16 protein-coding genes and 1 tRNA gene are annotated in these 17,206 nt (G+C 48.0%); 9 read left to right on the plus strand and 8 right to left on the minus strand.

Going from position 1 to position 17,206, the window contains the following annotated elements:
• Positions 1-2: 2 nt before the first annotated feature.
• Complete coding sequence (locus MES37_RS12805; RefSeq protein WP_237931609.1) at positions 3-2,309, minus strand: tellurite resistance TerB family protein; 2,307 nt, start codon at positions 2,307-2,309, stop codon at positions 3-5.
• A 686-nt stretch (positions 2,310-2,995) separates the two neighbouring features.
• Here MES37_RS12805 and MES37_RS12810 point away from each other — a divergent pair.
• Positions 2,996-4,164 (plus strand): IS3 family transposase gene (locus tag MES37_RS12810; protein WP_237931610.1). Its coding sequence is split into 2 segments (ribosomal slippage): positions 2,996-3,245 and positions 3,245-4,164, totalling 1,170 coding nucleotides; the frame shifts between segments, so codons are not numbered across the junction.
• Positions 4,165-4,448: 284 nt separating this feature from the next.
• Here MES37_RS12810 and MES37_RS12815 read toward each other — a convergent pair.
• The 7 genes from MES37_RS12815 to MES37_RS12845 form a co-directional block, all read right to left on the minus strand.
• Positions 4,449-5,468 carry a hypothetical protein gene (locus MES37_RS12815; protein WP_237931611.1) on the minus strand — a complete coding sequence of 340 codons (1,020 nt, stop codon included), beginning with the start codon at positions 5,466-5,468 and terminating at the stop codon, positions 4,449-4,451.
• A gap of 138 nt (positions 5,469-5,606) precedes the next feature.
• Positions 5,607-6,650, minus strand: coding sequence for a helix-turn-helix transcriptional regulator (locus MES37_RS12820; RefSeq protein ID WP_237931612.1), 1,044 nt, complete (start codon positions 6,648-6,650; stop codon positions 5,607-5,609).
• A gap of 254 nt (positions 6,651-6,904) precedes the next feature.
• Positions 6,905-7,138, minus strand: a complete 234-nt coding sequence (locus MES37_RS12825; RefSeq protein ID WP_237931613.1) for a helix-turn-helix transcriptional regulator — start codon at positions 7,136-7,138, stop codon at positions 6,905-6,907.
• Between the two features lie 261 nt (positions 7,139-7,399).
• Entirely contained in the window at positions 7,400-8,374 is a 975-nt protein-coding gene (locus MES37_RS12830; RefSeq protein ID WP_237931614.1) for a hypothetical protein, read from the minus strand.
• A gap of 68 nt (positions 8,375-8,442) precedes the next feature.
• Complete coding sequence (locus MES37_RS12835; RefSeq protein ID WP_237931615.1) at positions 8,443-9,696, minus strand: tyrosine-type recombinase/integrase; 1,254 nt, start codon at positions 9,694-9,696, stop codon at positions 8,443-8,445.
• A 197-nt stretch (positions 9,697-9,893) separates the two neighbouring features.
• A tRNA-Arg gene (locus MES37_RS12840) sits at positions 9,894-9,968 on the minus strand.
• 202 nt (positions 9,969-10,170) lie between these two features.
• Positions 10,171-11,124 carry a formate/nitrite transporter family protein gene (locus MES37_RS12845; RefSeq protein ID WP_121815159.1) on the minus strand — a complete coding sequence of 318 codons (954 nt, stop codon included), beginning with the start codon at positions 11,122-11,124 and terminating at the stop codon, positions 10,171-10,173.
• A 205-nt stretch (positions 11,125-11,329) separates the two neighbouring features.
• On the opposite strand from MES37_RS12845, the gene ccmA reads away from it, so the two are divergent.
• The 8 genes from ccmA to MES37_RS12885 all read left to right on the plus strand — a co-directional run.
• Positions 11,330-11,938, plus strand: a complete 609-nt coding sequence (gene ccmA / locus MES37_RS12850; RefSeq protein WP_237931616.1) for a cytochrome c biogenesis heme-transporting ATPase CcmA — start codon at positions 11,330-11,332, stop codon at positions 11,936-11,938.
• Positions 11,935-12,594, plus strand: a complete 660-nt coding sequence (gene ccmB / locus MES37_RS12855; RefSeq protein ID WP_237931618.1) for a heme exporter protein CcmB — start codon at positions 11,935-11,937, stop codon at positions 12,592-12,594. Before ccmA ends, ccmB begins: the two co-directional genes overlap by 4 nt.
• A 117-nt stretch (positions 12,595-12,711) precedes the next feature.
• On the plus strand, positions 12,712-13,449 hold the full coding sequence (locus MES37_RS12860; RefSeq protein ID WP_064544693.1) for a heme ABC transporter permease: 738 nt from the start codon (positions 12,712-12,714) through the stop codon (positions 13,447-13,449).
• On the plus strand, positions 13,446-13,658 hold the full coding sequence (gene ccmD / locus MES37_RS12865) for a heme exporter protein CcmD (protein WP_237931620.1): 213 nt from the start codon (positions 13,446-13,448) through the stop codon (positions 13,656-13,658). Before MES37_RS12860 ends, ccmD begins: the two co-directional genes overlap by 4 nt.
• Positions 13,655-14,134 carry a cytochrome c maturation protein CcmE gene (gene ccmE / locus MES37_RS12870; RefSeq protein ID WP_064544697.1) on the plus strand — a complete coding sequence of 160 codons (480 nt, stop codon included), beginning with the start codon at positions 13,655-13,657 and terminating at the stop codon, positions 14,132-14,134. Before ccmD ends, ccmE begins: the two co-directional genes overlap by 4 nt.
• Positions 14,131-16,083, plus strand: coding sequence for a heme lyase CcmF/NrfE family subunit (locus tag MES37_RS12875; protein WP_064544699.1), 1,953 nt, complete (start codon positions 14,131-14,133; stop codon positions 16,081-16,083). The genes ccmE and MES37_RS12875 overlap by 4 nt, the downstream gene beginning before the upstream one ends.
• On the plus strand, positions 16,080-16,637 hold the full coding sequence (gene dsbE / locus MES37_RS12880; RefSeq protein WP_064544701.1) for a thiol:disulfide interchange protein DsbE: 558 nt from the start codon (positions 16,080-16,082) through the stop codon (positions 16,635-16,637). The genes MES37_RS12875 and dsbE overlap by 4 nt, the downstream gene beginning before the upstream one ends.
• The coding region (locus MES37_RS12885; protein ID WP_237931622.1) for a cytochrome c-type biogenesis protein at positions 16,634-17,206 on the plus strand (573 nt) is incomplete at its 3' end. The genes dsbE and MES37_RS12885, both read left to right, overlap by 4 nt.

A 17,206-nucleotide genomic window follows, 5' to 3' on the forward strand; every position in this document is an offset into this window, starting at 1 on the left:
AACTATCCCTCTAATTCTTTGGCAATTTCCAGGTCTACCCAGATATCATCATCAGCATCTTCCAGCACTGGCGCATCAACCGCTGCATAGGACCAGTCATTGATCACCTCAAGCGCACCGCCGAGCATCAAATTCCAATTACTGCACAGCTCTGTCGCCTCTTTCCGGGACCACTGTTCCTTCTCCAGCAACCTGCGATAAAGTTGGCTATGTGCAGAGTCAAGACTCCCCTCCTCCGATAAGGAGACGGGAACGCTTTCTGGCAGTTCCGGTTCGTCTTCAGTGAAAATCGTACTCAGTAATTTACGGACATCATCTGTGGCCGTTTCGTGGCGAGCCAGTACGTTAGCATCCAGCGTGAACTCTGCCGTTGACTGACTCGCTGGAACAGACGAAACGGGTGTAATTTCAGCAGTGGAATGCTGATGGATATTGGCGGAAACCGATGAGGGATCCAGACCCAAGCTTGAATAAATCTTCTCTAGCTGTTTGATTTCGGTAGGCGCGATACTGCCATCCGAGCAGGCGACACTAACGATAATCCGACCCACAGCTGATTTTTCCGCCACACTCAGCAGCGCAATCCTGTTTTTCATTCCCGTCATGTTGGCCGGGGTATGAAGCTGCCACGTTAAATACGCATGCAGGGAACGTTTTTCATCATCTGTGAAGCTGGGGTTGTGATCGATGGCGTTTTCCAGCACTTTTCGCTCGGCCTGATCAAGGCTGTTATCGGTTAAGGCTACCATCGCTCCCAGCCTGAGTGTCATCACATCTGAGATAAACTCTGGAGACGGTGAAAAAGGTGTGCGCTCACCGGCAGTAAATAGAACCAGAACGCCGTCAACTTCTGCCTTAACATGGTGATAAAACGGGTCAGGAGCCAAGCTGTAACCCATCTTAAGCGCAAAGGCCTGCATAAGGTCAGCCTCTTTTTTATTGATTTTCTCTGGACAACTGGCACCAATGTGCTCCCAGAATTTAGCAACTGAAGTTAATCCCTCATAATCTGCGATCACCTCATTAGCCCAACGTTGGAATGTCTTTGAAATTTTTCCAGCGCTTTCATCAATGATTTCTTCAGGCAGCAACATAATTGCAGCAATATCATTTTCTGACGTACCTTTCCTACCAAGATAGCGGCTGTAAGAATCCAGTTCGTCTGTGCAGATATCTGCAAGTGTCATAATTTTCTGGACAGGGCTCTTTAACGCACTAGGGTCAGGCAGGTTGGGAACCTGAAGGCGAATGCCGCGCAGATTAGGGCTTGCTGGTGTGTAATCCAGCCTCAGTCGCGTTTTATTCGGCTTAACTAACATACCCTCACCATATTTGAGGATATAGCGCCGTTTGAAAAGCGCAGCAAATTCTTTCGCGCAGCGGCGGGCGGGCGTTCGCAACGTATACTCTGTATGGTTTGTTATCCAGGTTAGCGCCAGATCAGCTGATACGGGTAATCCAGCATCCACAGCCTTTGCCAGTGCTAGCTTAAACTGCATACCGTTGCTGAACCCCATCTCATTGTCGAGGTCTGCAGCAAGATTAAAGTCCGGGCGAAGGATGGACATTGCTTCGAGTAACTGGGAGGAGTAGTTCCGGAAGGAACGGTTTTCAATGAATACTGATCTTAGACGGCGGATTTCTTTGAACAGATCGCAGAACTCAGCGTCAGATGTATTTTCGTCCAGGCTGTCAACAAGAGCCCGTCTTTCGAGACCATACAGATAAATAAAAACGTAACCAACAGGGCAGGAAGCGTCACACCTGTCGCTGGCAAGCCAACTGAGATACGCGCCGCGTGCCACAGGTGAAAGCGAGGAAAAACTGGGCCAGTACCCCAATGAACTATCTTCGTAAATGTAAGGTTTGGGGTATATCTTAAGCGTGTCGTCAATTAAAGATGCCTCGCTGCCATCATCATAATAATCGCTTAAGTTCTGCCCGGCTGGCTTCATACGCTGTCCGAAGTAGAAATGACCACCGGTAATCTCTATACCACCGACAGTAATCACCTCGGCCGGCAGCACCCATCGAGCCAAAGCACCAGTAGTTTTTGAGGGATTCTGGCGTTGAGTGGTTGTTAATTGATACTCGACACTCCGGCCACTTAGCGTAAATGTTGCCAGATTATCATCTTCACTGTCATCGCTATGCACAACAGTCTCATTCTTTTTGTTGTTAGCAAGACGTTCTTTAGGTGGCATATTCACGGTTCTGGAAGCATAACCTGCTGCAGGTTTATGTTTTTTCTTTTTGAAAAACAACAAATAGATTAAATAAATCGCTGCTATAAATATCCATAACTCCATGGGAAATAACCTTAAAATGACTTTTCGCAGACACCGAAAGAATGATGAGGGAAAGCAGGGCAAGTGGATCGCTCGCAAAATAATACTTCTATATTGCAAAGGTTAAAACCAAAACATAACCAAAATTAACATATTGATATAAATCAATATAATTATTATTTAAATGTATGTGGTCGACCGGCATCCTTTTTAAGGCGTGCTAATGATTGCGAGGGTCATTCACCTTAGATACTGCTACATTGCTGCGCTAACATGCTAGCAACTGCCTCAGGGAAGATGATCTGACAAAACCTTTTAGCTGCGTGATGAAACTTGCCGATTAGCTGAGCAGGGCGACAATATGGTTGCGAAGTCTTTTGGGTAAACTTTATATTATTTCAAACTTTTATTTTTCGCCTATAGCTGACGATCCGAGACAGTTAATCGTGCTGGTTAACGGTAAAAAGCGTTGATGAGCCTAAGGCATCAAAGCCGGTCTCTGTATGGCGCCCGACAAGTTATGTTACGGCTTTTCAGGCGTATGCGCTGGTTGGAAGATAGATACACAATGCTGAATCCATTTACGGAGATAGCAAAGCAGGCCGAAGTGTCTTCTGAGGAGGAGAGTCTCGCACTGTAGTGGCACACTGAATTTGGCCACCTGAACAGAGGTGATATGCTCACCTCAGAACAACACAGGTGCACCAATGAAAAGAAGAAATTTTAGTCCTGAATTCAGACGTGAGTCAGCCCAGTTGGTTGTCGATCAAAATTACACTGCCGCTCAGGCAGCGAAGGCCATGGACGTTGGCCTTTCTACGATGACGAAATGGGTAAAACAGCTGCGTGATGAACGGCAGGGCAAAACGACAAACGCCTCTCCAATAACCCCGGAACAAATCGAAATACGTGAGCTAAAGAAAAAGCTGCAACGTATTGAAATGGAAAACGAAATATTAAAAAAGGCTACCGCGCTCTTGATGTCAGACTCCCTGAACAGTTCTCGTTAATCGGGAAACTCAGGGCGCGTTATCCAGTGGCCTCTCTCTGCCACGTGTTCGGGGTTCATCGTAGCAGCTACAAATACTGGCAAAACCGTCCTGAAAAACCAGACGGCAGGCGGGCTGTATTACGAAGCCAGGTGATGGAGCTGCATAACATCAGCCATGGTTCTGCCGGAGCAAGGAGCATCGCCACAATGGCAACCCAGAGAGGCTATCGGATGGGACGCTGGCTTGCTGGCAGACTGATGAAAGAGCTGGGGCTGGTCAGTTGCCAGCAGCCTACTCATCGATATAAACGTGGCGGCCATGAACACGTCGCGATCCCGAATCACCTTGAGCGGCAGTTCGCAGTGACAGAGCCAAATCAAGTGTGGTGCGGTGACGTGACGTATATCTGGACAGGTAAGCGCTGGGCATACCTTGCAGTTGTTCTCGATCTGTTCGCGAGGAAACCGGTGGGTTGGGCAATATCGTTCTCCCCGGATAGCAAACTGACGGCCAAAGCGCTGGAAATGGCGTGGGAAGCTCGCGGCAAGCCAGACGGAGTGATGTTCCACAGCGATCAAGGCAGTCATTATACAAGCAGGCAGTTCCGGCAGTTATTGTGGCGGTACCGGATCAAACAGAGTATGAGCCGACGTGGAAACTGCTGGGATAACAGCCCGATGGAGCGCTTCTTCAGGAGTCTGAAGAATGAATGGGTGCCAGTGACTGGTTACGTAAGCTTCAGCGATGCTGCCCATGAAATAACAGATTATATCGTTGGGTATTACAGCGCGCTCAGGCCGCATGAATATAACGGCGGGTTACCCCCCAACGAATCGGAAAATCGATACTGGAAAAACTCTAAAGTGGTGGCCAGTTTTTGTTGACCACTACACACTAAATGCCACAGGCTGAGGAGTTCAGTGAATCGTGGTCGATATTAGCATGCTCAAAAAGAGGGGTTAAGATAGCCAACTCTGATATGAAGGTGTTTGATTATTTGGTTGGTACTATGGGGAAAGTTTTGCATGTAGCCATAAAGCTACGAACGCTTTGCAGAGATATAGATGGGAGCTCTGCAGTGAAGAGCCATGAATTTTTTTAAATTTCATAGCTCTGGTACAAAATGGTTGTATTGTTCAGGTCGTTATAGTTTTATAGTCAATGATTATTAATCATATTCAAATAATGGCTTTGCGGGATAGGTAAATATCGTTTGATAAAACTCATTCATTTCATCAAGGCTACTTGCCGGGTCGATATTAGTAAATGCCATCATCGCACACTTGGTTATATCTATAACCTTTTTTATAGCCGCTTTATCTTCCATTTCTTTCCCTGTTTCTGCATCCACAGTAGTGAATTTTAATGCTCTTATTTTGAATAAAAAATTATCCTCATCCATAGTCACTAGTGAATAATAAAAGGCAATAGCGATCACTTCAAGAAGATAGGTGTGTGTTTTTAACCGTTTTTTAAATTCCTTTAGGTTAGCAAACACATCTTTCAATTCAGATGATTTCTCAAAATCATTGAAAATCAAGTTAAATAAAGGGAACTCTCTTGTTATTAAATTCAGAGGTCTACTATAGTCTGTTTTTTGGATTTGAATGTTATTCACAAAACGTTCAAGCTTGCTTATATCCCAGCTGGACACAAATCTGATGAGTTTCTTTTTTTTGGGAGCTATAGCTTCTCCTCTTTTTTCTGAAATATGGTCTTTCCATAAACTCCCCAAGGGGGCCGGGATAACGCAGGAGTTTGCATTTGAAATGCCCGCATTCTCCACGATAATTCGTGGGATTGCATAATAATTATTAGCGGTAATTAGTCCATTGTGCTGAGTCTGACAGTATGCATTAAGTGTATTATCAAGCCAGTAATGAAGCTGATAATCAGGCATTCCTGTGTAGCCATCAATTAGCCTTTCTCCATCGACCATGTTGTAGCAGCACTGATTCCATTGCATCTGAAAATATTTGTTAAAAACCTGGGCCATACCCAGAGGATCGATCAGCTGTTCATGGCAGGTTGATCGTTGAAGCTCATTTTCAACGAATGACCAGGCATCCGTATTAGTGAGAGTTTTAAAAGCTCGTGATGCCAGAATGTTCTTTTTGTGTGCCTGTTCCATGATCGTCAAAGAACGCATTACTTTTTTGACTGGAATAATATTTTCATGCTTCGCCATTTTTACATGTCCTTGAAGGGCCAAACATTGGCCCTTATGTTGACTACTAATAAAATAAAAAAAGTAATATTGGGCACCGCGATGGGTGCGAAAAAAGTTATTTGTTCGCACTAATGTTAATTAAGTGCATCAATTAGCTTATTTTTTCTGGCTTTTAACTTTGCAGCCAGACATTGACTCAATGTACTGTTCCAGGTCGATCAGTCGAAAACGTGTTATACGATCGCTGAATTTAACCGGCGTCGGAAATTTGCCTTCGGCAATATTCTTATTAATACTTTTGACTGTGATATTGAATAATACCGCTATCTGCTTTACGGAAAGCAAAACAATGCCTTTAAACATCTCAAGTTGTTCCGGCGGGATCTTCACTGACCCTGTTGCCACTACAGGCATTGAATCCTCTGACTGCAGATCACAGTTGGGATTTGTACCCTGTGTGACGAGATTTTTAGTGGTTTGTGGGCTATGCGCAGCCGCTTCAGTGCTATCCGCAGTATTCTTTGCTAAAGGAGTGGAATTTGCGTCTTTATGGATTGTTTTCTCACGGGCACGACGGGCATCAAGCTTTTCCACGATCGCTTTCAATTGCTCGCGGTTGGGAATGATGGTGCATTCCACTGAAGTAGATGCATAGTGAGCTGAAGATTCTGTAAGTGACTTTGCTTCGCTAGTGTTTTCGACGGTTTCTGTTGGAAACATGACCTTGTCGCTAAATCGTCCGGTATTGAATACGTCGTCGTAAGTAATAATTCCGTGGCCCGCTAACATCTGTGCTTCTTCCAGGGTTTTAGCTCTTGGTAATAAAAGGGACAAATCATCGAGTACTGGGATTTCTTTATTAGTAAGACCACAGTTGCTGTTAACCGCCTGCGGGGAATTTGGCAGAATGCCTGAATGAGAGACAGATAACGTATCCGTATTTGACAGAGTGTTTGTCTGGTGGTTAGCAGGTTTATTGCCTGCATTATTCTTACTTGCTACGATCAGAGCATTAGTGTTCCCGTCGGTCTTTATTTCACTATGGTTGCGGGAATTCGACTCGTGAATATTATTATTTACATTCGAAGGATCATAACTATATATACCACGACGCCCAAAGCGTGGGTATTTTGGGCGTTGATACTCGTCCTCTGCTTCATCATGTGTAAACATCGATTTAGGATTTGAATTGCGTTTCATTTTTAATTCCTTAATGCTTCTATTGTGTTGAGAAGCTGGTCAGTATTTATATCGAGTGCGATGTATTTAGCACGTTGGTATTTCAATAACTTCACTTTCTAACAAAGGGCCGAGCGAGACCCTTCACGCTAGTTGTGAATAAAAGAAAAAGATTTAAATTGGCACCTTGCTGGCGCAGTTGCTTTACCTGATTTTTCGGTTTTCCACCCTCCTTTCTTACTGTTAAATTGTTTTGCAAAAATTACTGCACTTTGCTATTTGTTTTTATGTTCTTCAATCCACTTGAGAACATCACTGAGTATCCATCGGGATTTTCGCCCGAATTTAATAGGTTCCGGAAATTTTTTTTCTGCTATTTTCTTGTAAAAAAAAGCATGCGTAAATTCTGTCATACCCATGATGGTTTTCATGCCAATAAGCTTACACTCCGGGGGGATATCGTATCCACTTCCTTCATCACGATGCTTTGGGGCTGAATTCGGTGCCATCTGTTGCTGCCTCCTGAATCACTCTATTTACTTATGTTAATCTCAATGTGTGGACGCAATTCTATTACGTTATTCTGTACAGTACATGGGGAGTGGAAAGGGAGATGGCGAACTATTGGATGTTGTTATTTTATTGTTTCTAATGGGTTTTTAGTGGTGAGATGTCGATTTTACTGCAAAAAAATTCCGGAAGAACCATAAAATTCTTCCGGAGCAAGGGAGTCATTCAGCTGAAGTAATTTCACAGCGGTGGTTGAGGGGCTATTTGGAGGGGACTGGTCTGGAATTTCGGCTGGGTTTGTTTTGGCTCATCGTTCTTTCTTTAGCAGGAAGAAGCGCATCACCCAATAAATCACGGATAGTTTCGTGGCTCAGCGGTGGATTGCCATTTCTGAATAGAATTTTTGATTTTTCACGTATAAGGCGAAGCCATGCTTCTTTATTAATTTCCCCATTGTCATTAACACATTTTTCATCAAATTCAGCTCTACTTTTTAGTAGAAGGTGTAAAACCCCTAAAAGTATTTGCTCTCTGTCTGGCGCATATCTTTTTCTGTTATTTGATTCTGATTCTGATTGTTTGCTGCTTTTTTCTTCGATCAGATAGCTGGCTTTTTCGAGCTGGCTCTTGGTGATATAAATATTTTCAATGGTAATTAATAGTTTTTCAGAATGGCTTCTGGGTCTGAACAGTACTTCTGGGTAGTCAGGAGGGTAATCGGAGGGCGTTATATAAAAAAGCCTTTCCTTGAGGAAAATTTGGCGAGTTATGGTTAAGTCTGTCGGTGGGTTCTCAATTTTCCACAGGCCGGTGATAATTGCAGGGATAAATGCAGTATTGGCCCGGTATTTGATGTGCTGTGAACGTTTAACCAATTCAGCGCCATTACTACCTGATGTACGCACTTCGAATTTATCAGGGATTTTCTTGATTGTGGTATGTCTGAGATAAGCATACCCAGGGAATTCAATTCGTTCAAATGTACAACGTTCTGAAATCTGAACTTTATTCTCAAGGATGAAATCAAGGAACATTGCTGTCTGGGGACTCGTGTCTTTTTTTAAAATAAGACTGACTTCTTTTTCGTCCTTGAACCAAACGCAGATTTCAATTTCATTATGTACTGCCATCTGAACAATACTATCAAGAGAACAACCCAGCAGACTGGGAGCCTCGGGTAGCGTGCAAAATTCGGGAAACGGTAGCAAAGCCGAAGTGTTTTTGGGAGATTCCATAAAGAACGTCTCTTATAAGTGGATTAACTACCGTTATTTTCTTTGAAGTTTAATGAAAATGTGACTATTTATTTGTTTCCATTTGCAAACTCATAAGGTGTCACGTAACCCTCACGGTTGGCATCAAGGTAATCCGCCCACCACTGCATCATTTGCTTGCGCTCTTCCATATGTTTGGTTAGGTGTGTATACGCAGCTCGGACACTATTGCGTTCCAGGTGGCTCATTTGGCGTTCGACAGCATCTTTTGACCACAGACCTGATTCAATCATCGCACTACAAGCCATCGCTCGGAACCCATGGCCGCAGATATCAGTTTTAGTGTCATAGCCCATATTGCGAAGTGCTTTATTGATAGTGTTTTCACTCATTGGTTTGTAAGGATTGTGATCACCAATAAATATCAGATCAAACTCGCCACTGATCTCGTGTATTTGCTCCAGAATTGCAACTGCTTGTTTGCACAGAGGTACTAAGTGTTCTGTGCCCATTTTGGAGCCGCGTTCAGAAAACTTAACGCCTTCAATTGTTTCTCGTTTCGGAGGAATGCTCCAGAGTGCTCGTCCCAAGTCGATTTCGCTCCAGCGGGCAAAGCGAAATTCACTAGAGCGGGTGAAGGTGAGTAGGGCCAGATTTATCGCTAAGGTAGTGAGTGATTGTCCTTGGTATCTTTCAATATTTTTAAGTAGTTCAGTTACCTTATCGAAAGGTAGTGCTGGCCTGTGCTCACTTTTTTGACTGGAAACAGCCCCAGACATGTCTTGAGCAGGATTGTAAGTGATATAAGCATTCTGTACAGCGTAGCGCATAATGGCGGTTATACGCTGTTGAAGACGGGTGGCTGTTTCTATATTCCCCTTAGCTTCCACGACTTTTACTGGAATCAACAAATCGCGGGTATTCAATTCTGTAATGTCCCGTTTACCTAGTGTAGGGAAAACGTGAGTTTCCATAGATGTGAGTACCTTGATTGCATGAGTATCGACCCATTTTCGATTGCTTTTATGCCACTCACGAGCCACTGCTTCGAAGGTACGACTGTTGGCTTTCTCTTCTTTCTTTTCTCGTTTTTGTTGTGCTGGGTTAATACCGTTAGCAAGTAGCTTACGGGCATCATCGCGCTTTGAGCGGGCTTCGGATAATGAGATTTCAGGGTAAGGCCCGATGCTAAAGGTCTGTTCCTTGTTCTCGAAACGGTAACGGAAACGCCACAGTTTTGAGCCTGCGGGTGAGATGAAGAGAAAAAGCCCGCTGCTATCAGTGAGCTTGTACGCCTTGTTCTGGAGTTTAGCATTACGAACAGTCATATCAGTCAGTGCCATAAAACATGCCTCTTTGACGACATTTTGAGGGTACGGTTATTATCGAACTGAAAATGCCCGCAGTCGTACCCACAAAAAGGTGTTGATGCTGGTGGATAATGGTTTATGTATATTGACTATCAGGGAAGGGAAAGGTTCGTAAATTGCAGTTTTATAACAGAAAAAATTACATCAGTTGATATATGTTTACCATAGTATGGTGTCCCCTGCAGGAATCGAACCTGCAACTAGCCCTTAGGAGGGGCTCGTTATATCCATTTAACTAAGAGGACTCATACCCTTCATACTTTAAATTGTGGAGGTGTTGGCTGCATTCACAAATCCCAGTCACTTACTCAAGTAAGCTCCTGGGACTTTGTTCTCTTGCCGCCTACCCACAATTCAAATTATTTTGGGTATTGCGGGCAGTAGTATACCCGCTTTTAGAGCGGAGTTAAGGGGCAAACAGGCTGATTGCCTGAAACGTAACCAGTTTTATCTGCGTTGCGCCTGTTTTCCGCTTTTGCCGTCTTCCACTTCCTGTTTGCGTTTTGCTTCAGCTTTCGCCTCGGCTTTTTTCTTATTGCTCATATCGTTACGGATTTGTGCGTGGCTGATCAGCGCGAAGATAAATGTTCCGCCGCAAATGTTGCCTGCAAGCGTGGGTAATGCGAATGGCCAGAAGAAATCGCTCCAGTGGATGGTGCCGTTAAAGACCAGGTAGAGAATTTCTACAGAGCCGACCACGATGTGGGTTAAATCACCCAGTGCGACCAGCCAGGTCATGATGATGATCACCACTATTTTTGCCGCACCCGCCGCCGGGAACATCCACACCATGGTGGCGATAATCCAGCCGGAAATAATGGCGTTGGCAAACATTTCACCTGCGGTGTTGTGCATGACTTCCATGCCGATGGTGACAAAAGCATCCCGCGTTTCTTCGTCGAATATTGGCATATATTCAAACGCAAACGCGGCAAGCCCGGTGCCGATAATATTACCCAGTAGCACCACGCCCCATAAGCGCAGCAACAGCAGGAGGTTTGCCCCGTTGGGTTTGTGCATGACAGGCAGTACGGCGGTGACGGTGTTTTCGGTGAACAACTGTTGGCGCGCCATGATGACGATAATAAACCCAAAGGTGTAGCCGAGGTTTTCCAGTAAAAAGCTGCCGGGTACACCTTCGAGATTGACGTGAAATACCCCTTTCGCCAGCAGCGATGCACCCATCGATAAACCCGCCGCAATCGCCGACCACAGCAATGCCATCGCGTCCCGTTCTAACTCTTTTTCACCGTCCTGACGGATATGTTCGTGGATGGCCATCGCCCGCGAGGGTAGGCGTTCCTCATCGACTTCTATCTTTTCGCCGTGATCTTTCTCATCACTTTCGACCTCGATGGCATCGGTGGATTTATCGATTTTGTCTTCTTTTAATTCATCCATATTTCGGGGCACTCACGGAGTGTTTGTTTCTTTAAGCGTAGCGGTTTTTAGCTCTGTGCCTCCTGGTGTCAGCTAATTCGACTTAATTTTGATCCTGGGGGTAAGGATTACCTCTTTTGGAGTACCGCAACGGCGCGAGCCAATCTGGAGCAAAGCCTATGATGTGTTATGATTTTGCATCCCGAGACAAGGAGTGACTCCTCAAATGCTTGATGCGATTAACCTGACCTGCGTACGTGATGACCGCGTGTTATTTAGCGAGTTGTCGTTTAGCGTACGCCCAGGTGAAATGGTGCAAATCGCCGGGAAAAATGGTGCCGGGAAAACGTCGCTGTTGCGGATTTTGGCGGGGCTGGCACAAGCTGAGGATGGCGAAGTGAAGTGGCAAGGGGAAACGTTATCCCGCGCGCGCGAACACTATCATCAGGATTTGCTGTGGCTCGGGCATCAGCCCGGTATCAAAACGGTTCTCACCGCTTTTGAAAATCTCAGCTTTTATCACGCGCAAGGTGCGGAATCACTACGTTGGCAAGCACTTACTGAAGTGGGTTTACTGGGGTTTGAAGATGTCCCGGTTCACCAGCTTTCGGCCGGGCAACAACGGCGAGTGGCGTTGGCCCGTTTGTGGTTAAGCGCACACAAACTGTGGATTCTGGATGAGCCTTTCACCGCCATTGATGCCGCGGGTGTAGAAAAACTCACGCATCAGCTCCTGCGCCATACCGAAAATGGCGGCATGGTCATTCTTACTACGCATCAGCCGCTGGCGGTCGACAATCTGCGCCAGATTCATTTGCAGGAGAAACGGGCATGATGCGCCGGATTTTTCTGCATGAACTGCGAGTGGTGTTCCGCAAAGGGGCAGAAATCGCCAACCCGTTGTGGTTTTTTCTGATCGTTATCACGCTGTTTCCGCTGGGGATTGGCCCTGAGCCGCAATTACTGGCGCGCATTGCGCCGGGTGTGATTTGGGTTGCGGCGCTGTTGGCGTCGTTGCTGGCGATGGACAGGCTGTTTCGTGATGATTTTCAGGACGGTTCGCTTGAGCAACTGATGTTGCTACCCATCCCTTTACCGATGGTGGTGTTAGCGAAAGTGACCGCTCACTGGGTGGTGACCGGTTTGCCATTGCTGATCCTCTCGCCGCTTGCCGCTTTGTTGCTCGGGCAGGATTTTTACGCCTGGAAAGTGATGGCGTTGACGCTGTTGTTGGGGACGCCAACGTTGAGTTTTTTGGGCGCCCCAGGCGTGGGGCTGACGGTGGGGTTGCGGCGTAGCGGTGTGCTGCTGAGTTTGCTGGTGCTGCCGCTGACTATTCCGCTGTTAATTTTTGCGACCGCCGCTATGGACGCAGCCTCTATGCATCTGCCGGTTGACGGTTATATGGCTATTCTTGGTGCATTTTTGGCGGCCAGCGCGACATTAAGCCCGTTTGCTACGGCGGCGGCGCTGCGTGTGAGTGTGCAATAGATTTGTCGGATGACGCTGCGCTTATCCGACCTACGTGAAACATAACATATCAATATTTTGTAGGGTGGATAAGCGCAGCATCATCCACCATTGTTTTGATTTCGTGAGCAAATAATTATGTGGAAATGGTTACATCAGCTCGCTAAACCCGAGCGCCTTTACCAGCTTTGCGGGCTGTTTGTGCCGTGGTTTGCGATGTTCAGCGCGGTGCTGTTAGTGGCAGGTTGTGTCTGGGGTTTTGGATTTGCGCCTGCGGATTATCAACAAGGCCAGAGCTATCGCATTATGTATCTTCACGTACCTGCGGCGATCTGGTCGATGGGCATTTATGGCTCGATGGCGGTGGCGGCGTTTATTGGCCTTGTCTGGCAGATGAAAATGTCTGACCTTGCCGTGGCGGCGATGGCGCCAGTGGGCGCGGTGTTTACCTTTATCGCGCTGGTGACCGGTTCTGCATGGGGTAAACCGATGTGGGGAACCTGGTGGGTATGGGACGCGCGGCTGACATCCGAGCTGGTGTTGCTGTTTCTCTATATCGGCGTGATTGCGCTGTATAACGCCTTTGATGACCGCCGCCTGGCCGGGCGCGCGGCAGGGATTCTGGTACTGGTCGGCGTGGTGAACTTGCCGATTATTCACTACTCGGTGGAGTGGTGGAACACGTTGCATCAAGGTTCAACTAACATGCAGCAAAGTATCGACCCTTCAATGCGCACTCCGTTGCGCCTGACCATTTTTGGTTTTCTGATGCTGTTTGCCACGCTGACGCTGATGCGTTTGCGTAACCTTATTTTGCTTCAGGAGCAGCGCCGCCCGTGGGTGATGGAACTGGCGAATAAAGGGAGAAACTCATGACCAGGGCATTTTTGAGTTGGGGTGATTTTTTTGCCATGGGCGGCTACGCGTTTTACGTCTGGCTGGCTGTCGCGCTGACCTTTATCCCGTTGCTGCTTTTGCTGGTACACACTCGTGTGCAGCGTCGTGCCATTTTAAATGCGGTCAGACGCCAACATGCACGGGAAAAGCGTATTCAGGCGGCACAACATGCAGAGGGAACTGAATGAATACTCGTCGCAAAAATCGACTCTATCTGGCGCTGTCTGTGCTGGTGGGGTTAGGGCTCACTATCACGCTGGTGTTGTATGCGCTGCGCAGCAATATCGACCTGTTTTATACGCCGAGCGAAATCCTGTATGGCAAAGGTGAAAGCCATCAGTTGCCTGAAGTGGGGCAGCGTTTGCGCGTTGGCGGCATGGTGCAACCGGGCAGTGTGAAGCGTGATAAAGATACGCTGAAAGTCACCTTCAAACTTTACGATGCCAGCGGCGTAGTTGACGTGAGTTTCGATGGCATTTTGCCAGACTTGTTCCGCGAGGGGCAGGGTGTGGTCGCACAAGGCGAGTTTGAGGCTGGTAATAAGATTGCCGCCAAAGAAGTGCTGGCAAAGCATGACGAAAATTACACCCCGCCGGAAGTGAAAGAAGCGATGGATAAGAACCACCAACGCGCCCCGCAGGCCTATAAGGATAACGCCTCATGATGCCAGAAATTGGCAGTTTTTTGCTTTGTCTGGCACTTGGCTGGTCATTGTTACTCAGTGTTTATCCGTTGTGGGGCGTAAAGCGTAATGACTCGCGCCTGATGGCCTCTTCGCGTCCGTTGGCCTGGGCGCTGTTTATCACGCTGTGCGCCAGTTTCCTGGTGCTGGTGAACGCCTTTGTGGTGAACGATTTTACCGTGCTGTATGTGGCGAATAACTCCAACAGCGAGTTGCCGGTATGGTATCGCGTTGCCGCCACCTGGGGCGCACATGAAGGTTCGCTGCTGCTGTGGGTGTTGCTGCTGAGCGGATGGACGTTTGCGGTGGCGTTGTTTAGCCGCAGCATGCCGCAAGATGCCGTTGCGCGCGTGTTAGCTGTGATGGGGATGATTAATTTCGGCTTCCTGCTGTTTATCATTTTCACTTCTAACCCATTTACCCGCACGCTACCGGATTTCCCTATCGAAGGGCGCGACCTGAATCCTCTGCTGCAAGACATCGGGCTGATTTTCCACCCGCCGTTGTTGTACATGGGGTATGTCGGTTTCTCTGTGGCGTTTGCATTTTCGATTGCCGCACTGATGGCCGGGAAACTCGATTCGGCCTGGGCGCGCTGGACACGCCCGTGGACTTTAGCGGCGTGGTCATTTTTAACCATCGGCATTGTGTTGGGTTCGGCCTGGGCTTATTACGAGCTGGGCTGGGGCGGCTGGTGGTTCTGGGACCCGGTTGAGAACGCCTCGTTTATGCCGTGGCTGGCGGGTACTGCGTTAATTCACTCGCTATCGGTGACGGAAAAACGTGGCAGTTTCAAAGCCTGGACGGTGTTGCTGGCGATTACCGCGTTCTCTCTGTGTTTACTCGGCACTTTCCTGGTGCGTTCGGGCGTGCTGGTTTCGGTACATTCGTTTGCATCCGATCCGGCACGCGGCATGTTTATCCTCGCTTTCCTGGTGATTGTGATTGGCGGCTCGCTGCTGCTGTATGCGGTGAAAGGCAGCAAAGTCCGTTCACGCGTCGGAAATAGTCTGTGGTCGCGGGAATCCTTTTTACTCGGCAATAACGTGCTGTTGATCGCCGCCATGCTGGTGGTGTTGCTGGGCACGTTGCTGCCTTTGGTGCACAAGCAACTGGGGCTGGGCAGTATTTCTATCGGTGAACCGTTCTTCAACACCATGTTTACCGCGCTGATGGCGCCGTTTGCATTGTTGCTCGGCATTGGCCCACTAGTGCGCTGGCGTCGTGATGAACCACAAAAGCTGGTGCGCAGGTTGGTGGTTGCCGTGGTGGTGACCGTGGCGCTGGCGTTAACTTTGCCGTGGCTAATGCAAGACCGCATCGAAGCGATGACGGTGGTCGGTTTGCTGATGGCGGTATGGGTGTTTGTGCTGGCGTTAACCGAAGTCTACGAGCGTGCTACGTATCGCCATGGTTTGCTGAAAGGCTTATGGAAATTGCCACGCAGCCACTGGGGCATGGTGTTTGGCCATCTGGGGCTGGCGGTGACGGTGGTGGGTATCGCGTTTAGCCAGAATTACAGCATCGAGCGCGATGTGCGCATGAAAGTCGGCGACAGCATCGACATCCACCAGTATCACTTTGTGTTCCGCGATGTTCACGAACTGAACGGCCCAAATTACCGTGGCGGCGTGGGGATTATCGACGTCACACGCAATGGCAAACCTGAAGCCACGCTGCACGCTGAAAAGCGTTTCTACAACAGCAACCGCGCCATGATGACCGAAGCGGCGATTGATGGCGGCGTGACGCGTGACCTGTACGCCGCGCTCGGTGAAGAGCTGGATGACGGCAGTTGGGCGGTTCGCCTCTATTACAAACCTTTCGTGCGCTGGATTTGGATGGGCGGAATTTTGATGACGCTCGGCGGGCTGTTCTGCTTATTCGACCCGCGTTATCGCCAACGCAAAAACATGCCGGAGGCCGCATGAATCGCAAAGTCTTATTTATCCCGCTGGTACTGTTTTTACTGCTGGCTGCGATGCTGCTGTGGCAACTGGCGCGTAATGCGCAGGGCGATGACCCAACCAATCTGGAATCGGCGTTGATTGGCAAGCCAGTGCCGGTGTTTCGTCTCGAATCGCTTGAAAATCCTGGCAAGATTTACGACCAGTCTGTGCTGACTGATGGCAAACCGTTGTTGCTTAATGTCTGGGCGACCTGGTGCCCAACTTGCCGCGCCGAACATCAATACCTTAACGGCCTGAAAGCGCAGGGCGTGCGGGTGGTCGGCATGAACTATAAAGACGATCGCCGCAAAGCCATTACCTGGCTGAATGAATTAGGTAATCCTTACGCGCTGAGCCTGTTTGATGGCAACGGGATGCTGGGGTTAGATCTGGGCGTTTATGGCGCGCCGGAAACCTTCCTGATCGACGGCAAAGGGATCATCCGTTATCGCCATGCCGGTGATCTTAACGATCGCGTCTGGCAACAGGAGCTGAAACCGCTGTGGGAAAAATACAATAAGGAGGCTGGCGCATGAAACGCGGTTGGCTAATTCTCATCGCATTCCTGTTCTCCTTTAATGTTCTGGCGGCGATCGATACTTTCCAGTTTAAAGACGAAGCGCAAGAACAGCAGTTCCGCCAGCTCACAGAGCAACTGCGCTGCCCGAAATGCCAGAACAATAGCATTGCCGATTCTAACGCCATGATCGCTTCAGACATGCGTTTGAAAGTTTATGAACTGCAACAGCAGGGGAAAACCAAGCAGCAGATCATCGACTATATGGTGGAACGTTACGGTAATTTCGTGACTTACGAACCGCCAATGACGCCCGCAACGCTGATTTTATGGGTACTTCCGGTGTTGTTTGTGCTGGGCGGTGCGGGTGTGATTGTGAGGCGCAGCCGCAAGCGGCGGGTGCATTTTAGTGACGAGCCTGAAAAAGCAGCGCTGCCTACCGTCAGTAAAAAAGCCCATTTTTGGTTTTTTGCACCGGGAGCGGTGATTTTGCTGGTCGTGAGTTCGGGCGTTTATCTGAAAACGTCGGATATAAAGCAGGTTCGAGCCTGGCAAAAAGTCTCAAATCAGACACCTCAACTATTGCAA

The sequence above is a fragment of the Buttiauxella sp. S19-1 genome, assembly GCF_022134725.1.
Classification (GTDB): Bacteria; Pseudomonadota; Gammaproteobacteria; order Enterobacterales; family Enterobacteriaceae; genus Buttiauxella; species Buttiauxella ferragutiae.

Excerpts from the sequence above, each read along its gene's own strand:
- MES37_RS12805 (WP_237931609.1), bottom strand. The coding sequence starts at position 2,309 with ATGGAGTTATGGATATTTATAGCAGCGATTTATTTAATCTATTTGTTG.
- MES37_RS12815 (WP_237931611.1), bottom strand. The coding sequence starts at position 5,468 with ATGGCGAAGCATGAAAATATTATTCCAGTCAAAAAAGTAATGCGTTCT.
- MES37_RS12820 (WP_237931612.1), bottom strand. The coding sequence starts at position 6,650 with ATGAAACGCAATTCAAATCCTAAATCGATGTTTACACATGATGAAGCA.
- MES37_RS12825 (WP_237931613.1), bottom strand. The coding sequence starts at position 7,138 with ATGGCACCGAATTCAGCCCCAAAGCATCGTGATGAAGGAAGTGGATAC.
- MES37_RS12830 (WP_237931614.1), bottom strand. The coding sequence starts at position 8,374 with ATGGAATCTCCCAAAAACACTTCGGCTTTGCTACCGTTTCCCGAATTT.
- MES37_RS12835 (WP_237931615.1), bottom strand. The coding sequence starts at position 9,696 with ATGGCACTGACTGATATGACTGTTCGTAATGCTAAACTCCAGAACAAG.
- MES37_RS12845 (WP_121815159.1), bottom strand. The coding sequence starts at position 11,124 with ATGGATGAATTAAAAGAAGACAAAATCGATAAATCCACCGATGCCATC.
- ccmA (WP_237931616.1), top strand. The coding sequence starts at position 11,330 with ATGCTTGATGCGATTAACCTGACCTGCGTACGTGATGACCGCGTGTTA.
- ccmB (WP_237931618.1), top strand. The coding sequence starts at position 11,935 with ATGATGCGCCGGATTTTTCTGCATGAACTGCGAGTGGTGTTCCGCAAA.
- MES37_RS12860 (WP_064544693.1), top strand. The coding sequence starts at position 12,712 with ATGTGGAAATGGTTACATCAGCTCGCTAAACCCGAGCGCCTTTACCAG.
- ccmD (WP_237931620.1), top strand. The coding sequence starts at position 13,446 with ATGACCAGGGCATTTTTGAGTTGGGGTGATTTTTTTGCCATGGGCGGC.
- ccmE (WP_064544697.1), top strand. The coding sequence starts at position 13,655 with ATGAATACTCGTCGCAAAAATCGACTCTATCTGGCGCTGTCTGTGCTG.
- MES37_RS12875 (WP_064544699.1), top strand. The coding sequence starts at position 14,131 with ATGATGCCAGAAATTGGCAGTTTTTTGCTTTGTCTGGCACTTGGCTGG.
- dsbE (WP_064544701.1), top strand. The coding sequence starts at position 16,080 with ATGAATCGCAAAGTCTTATTTATCCCGCTGGTACTGTTTTTACTGCTG.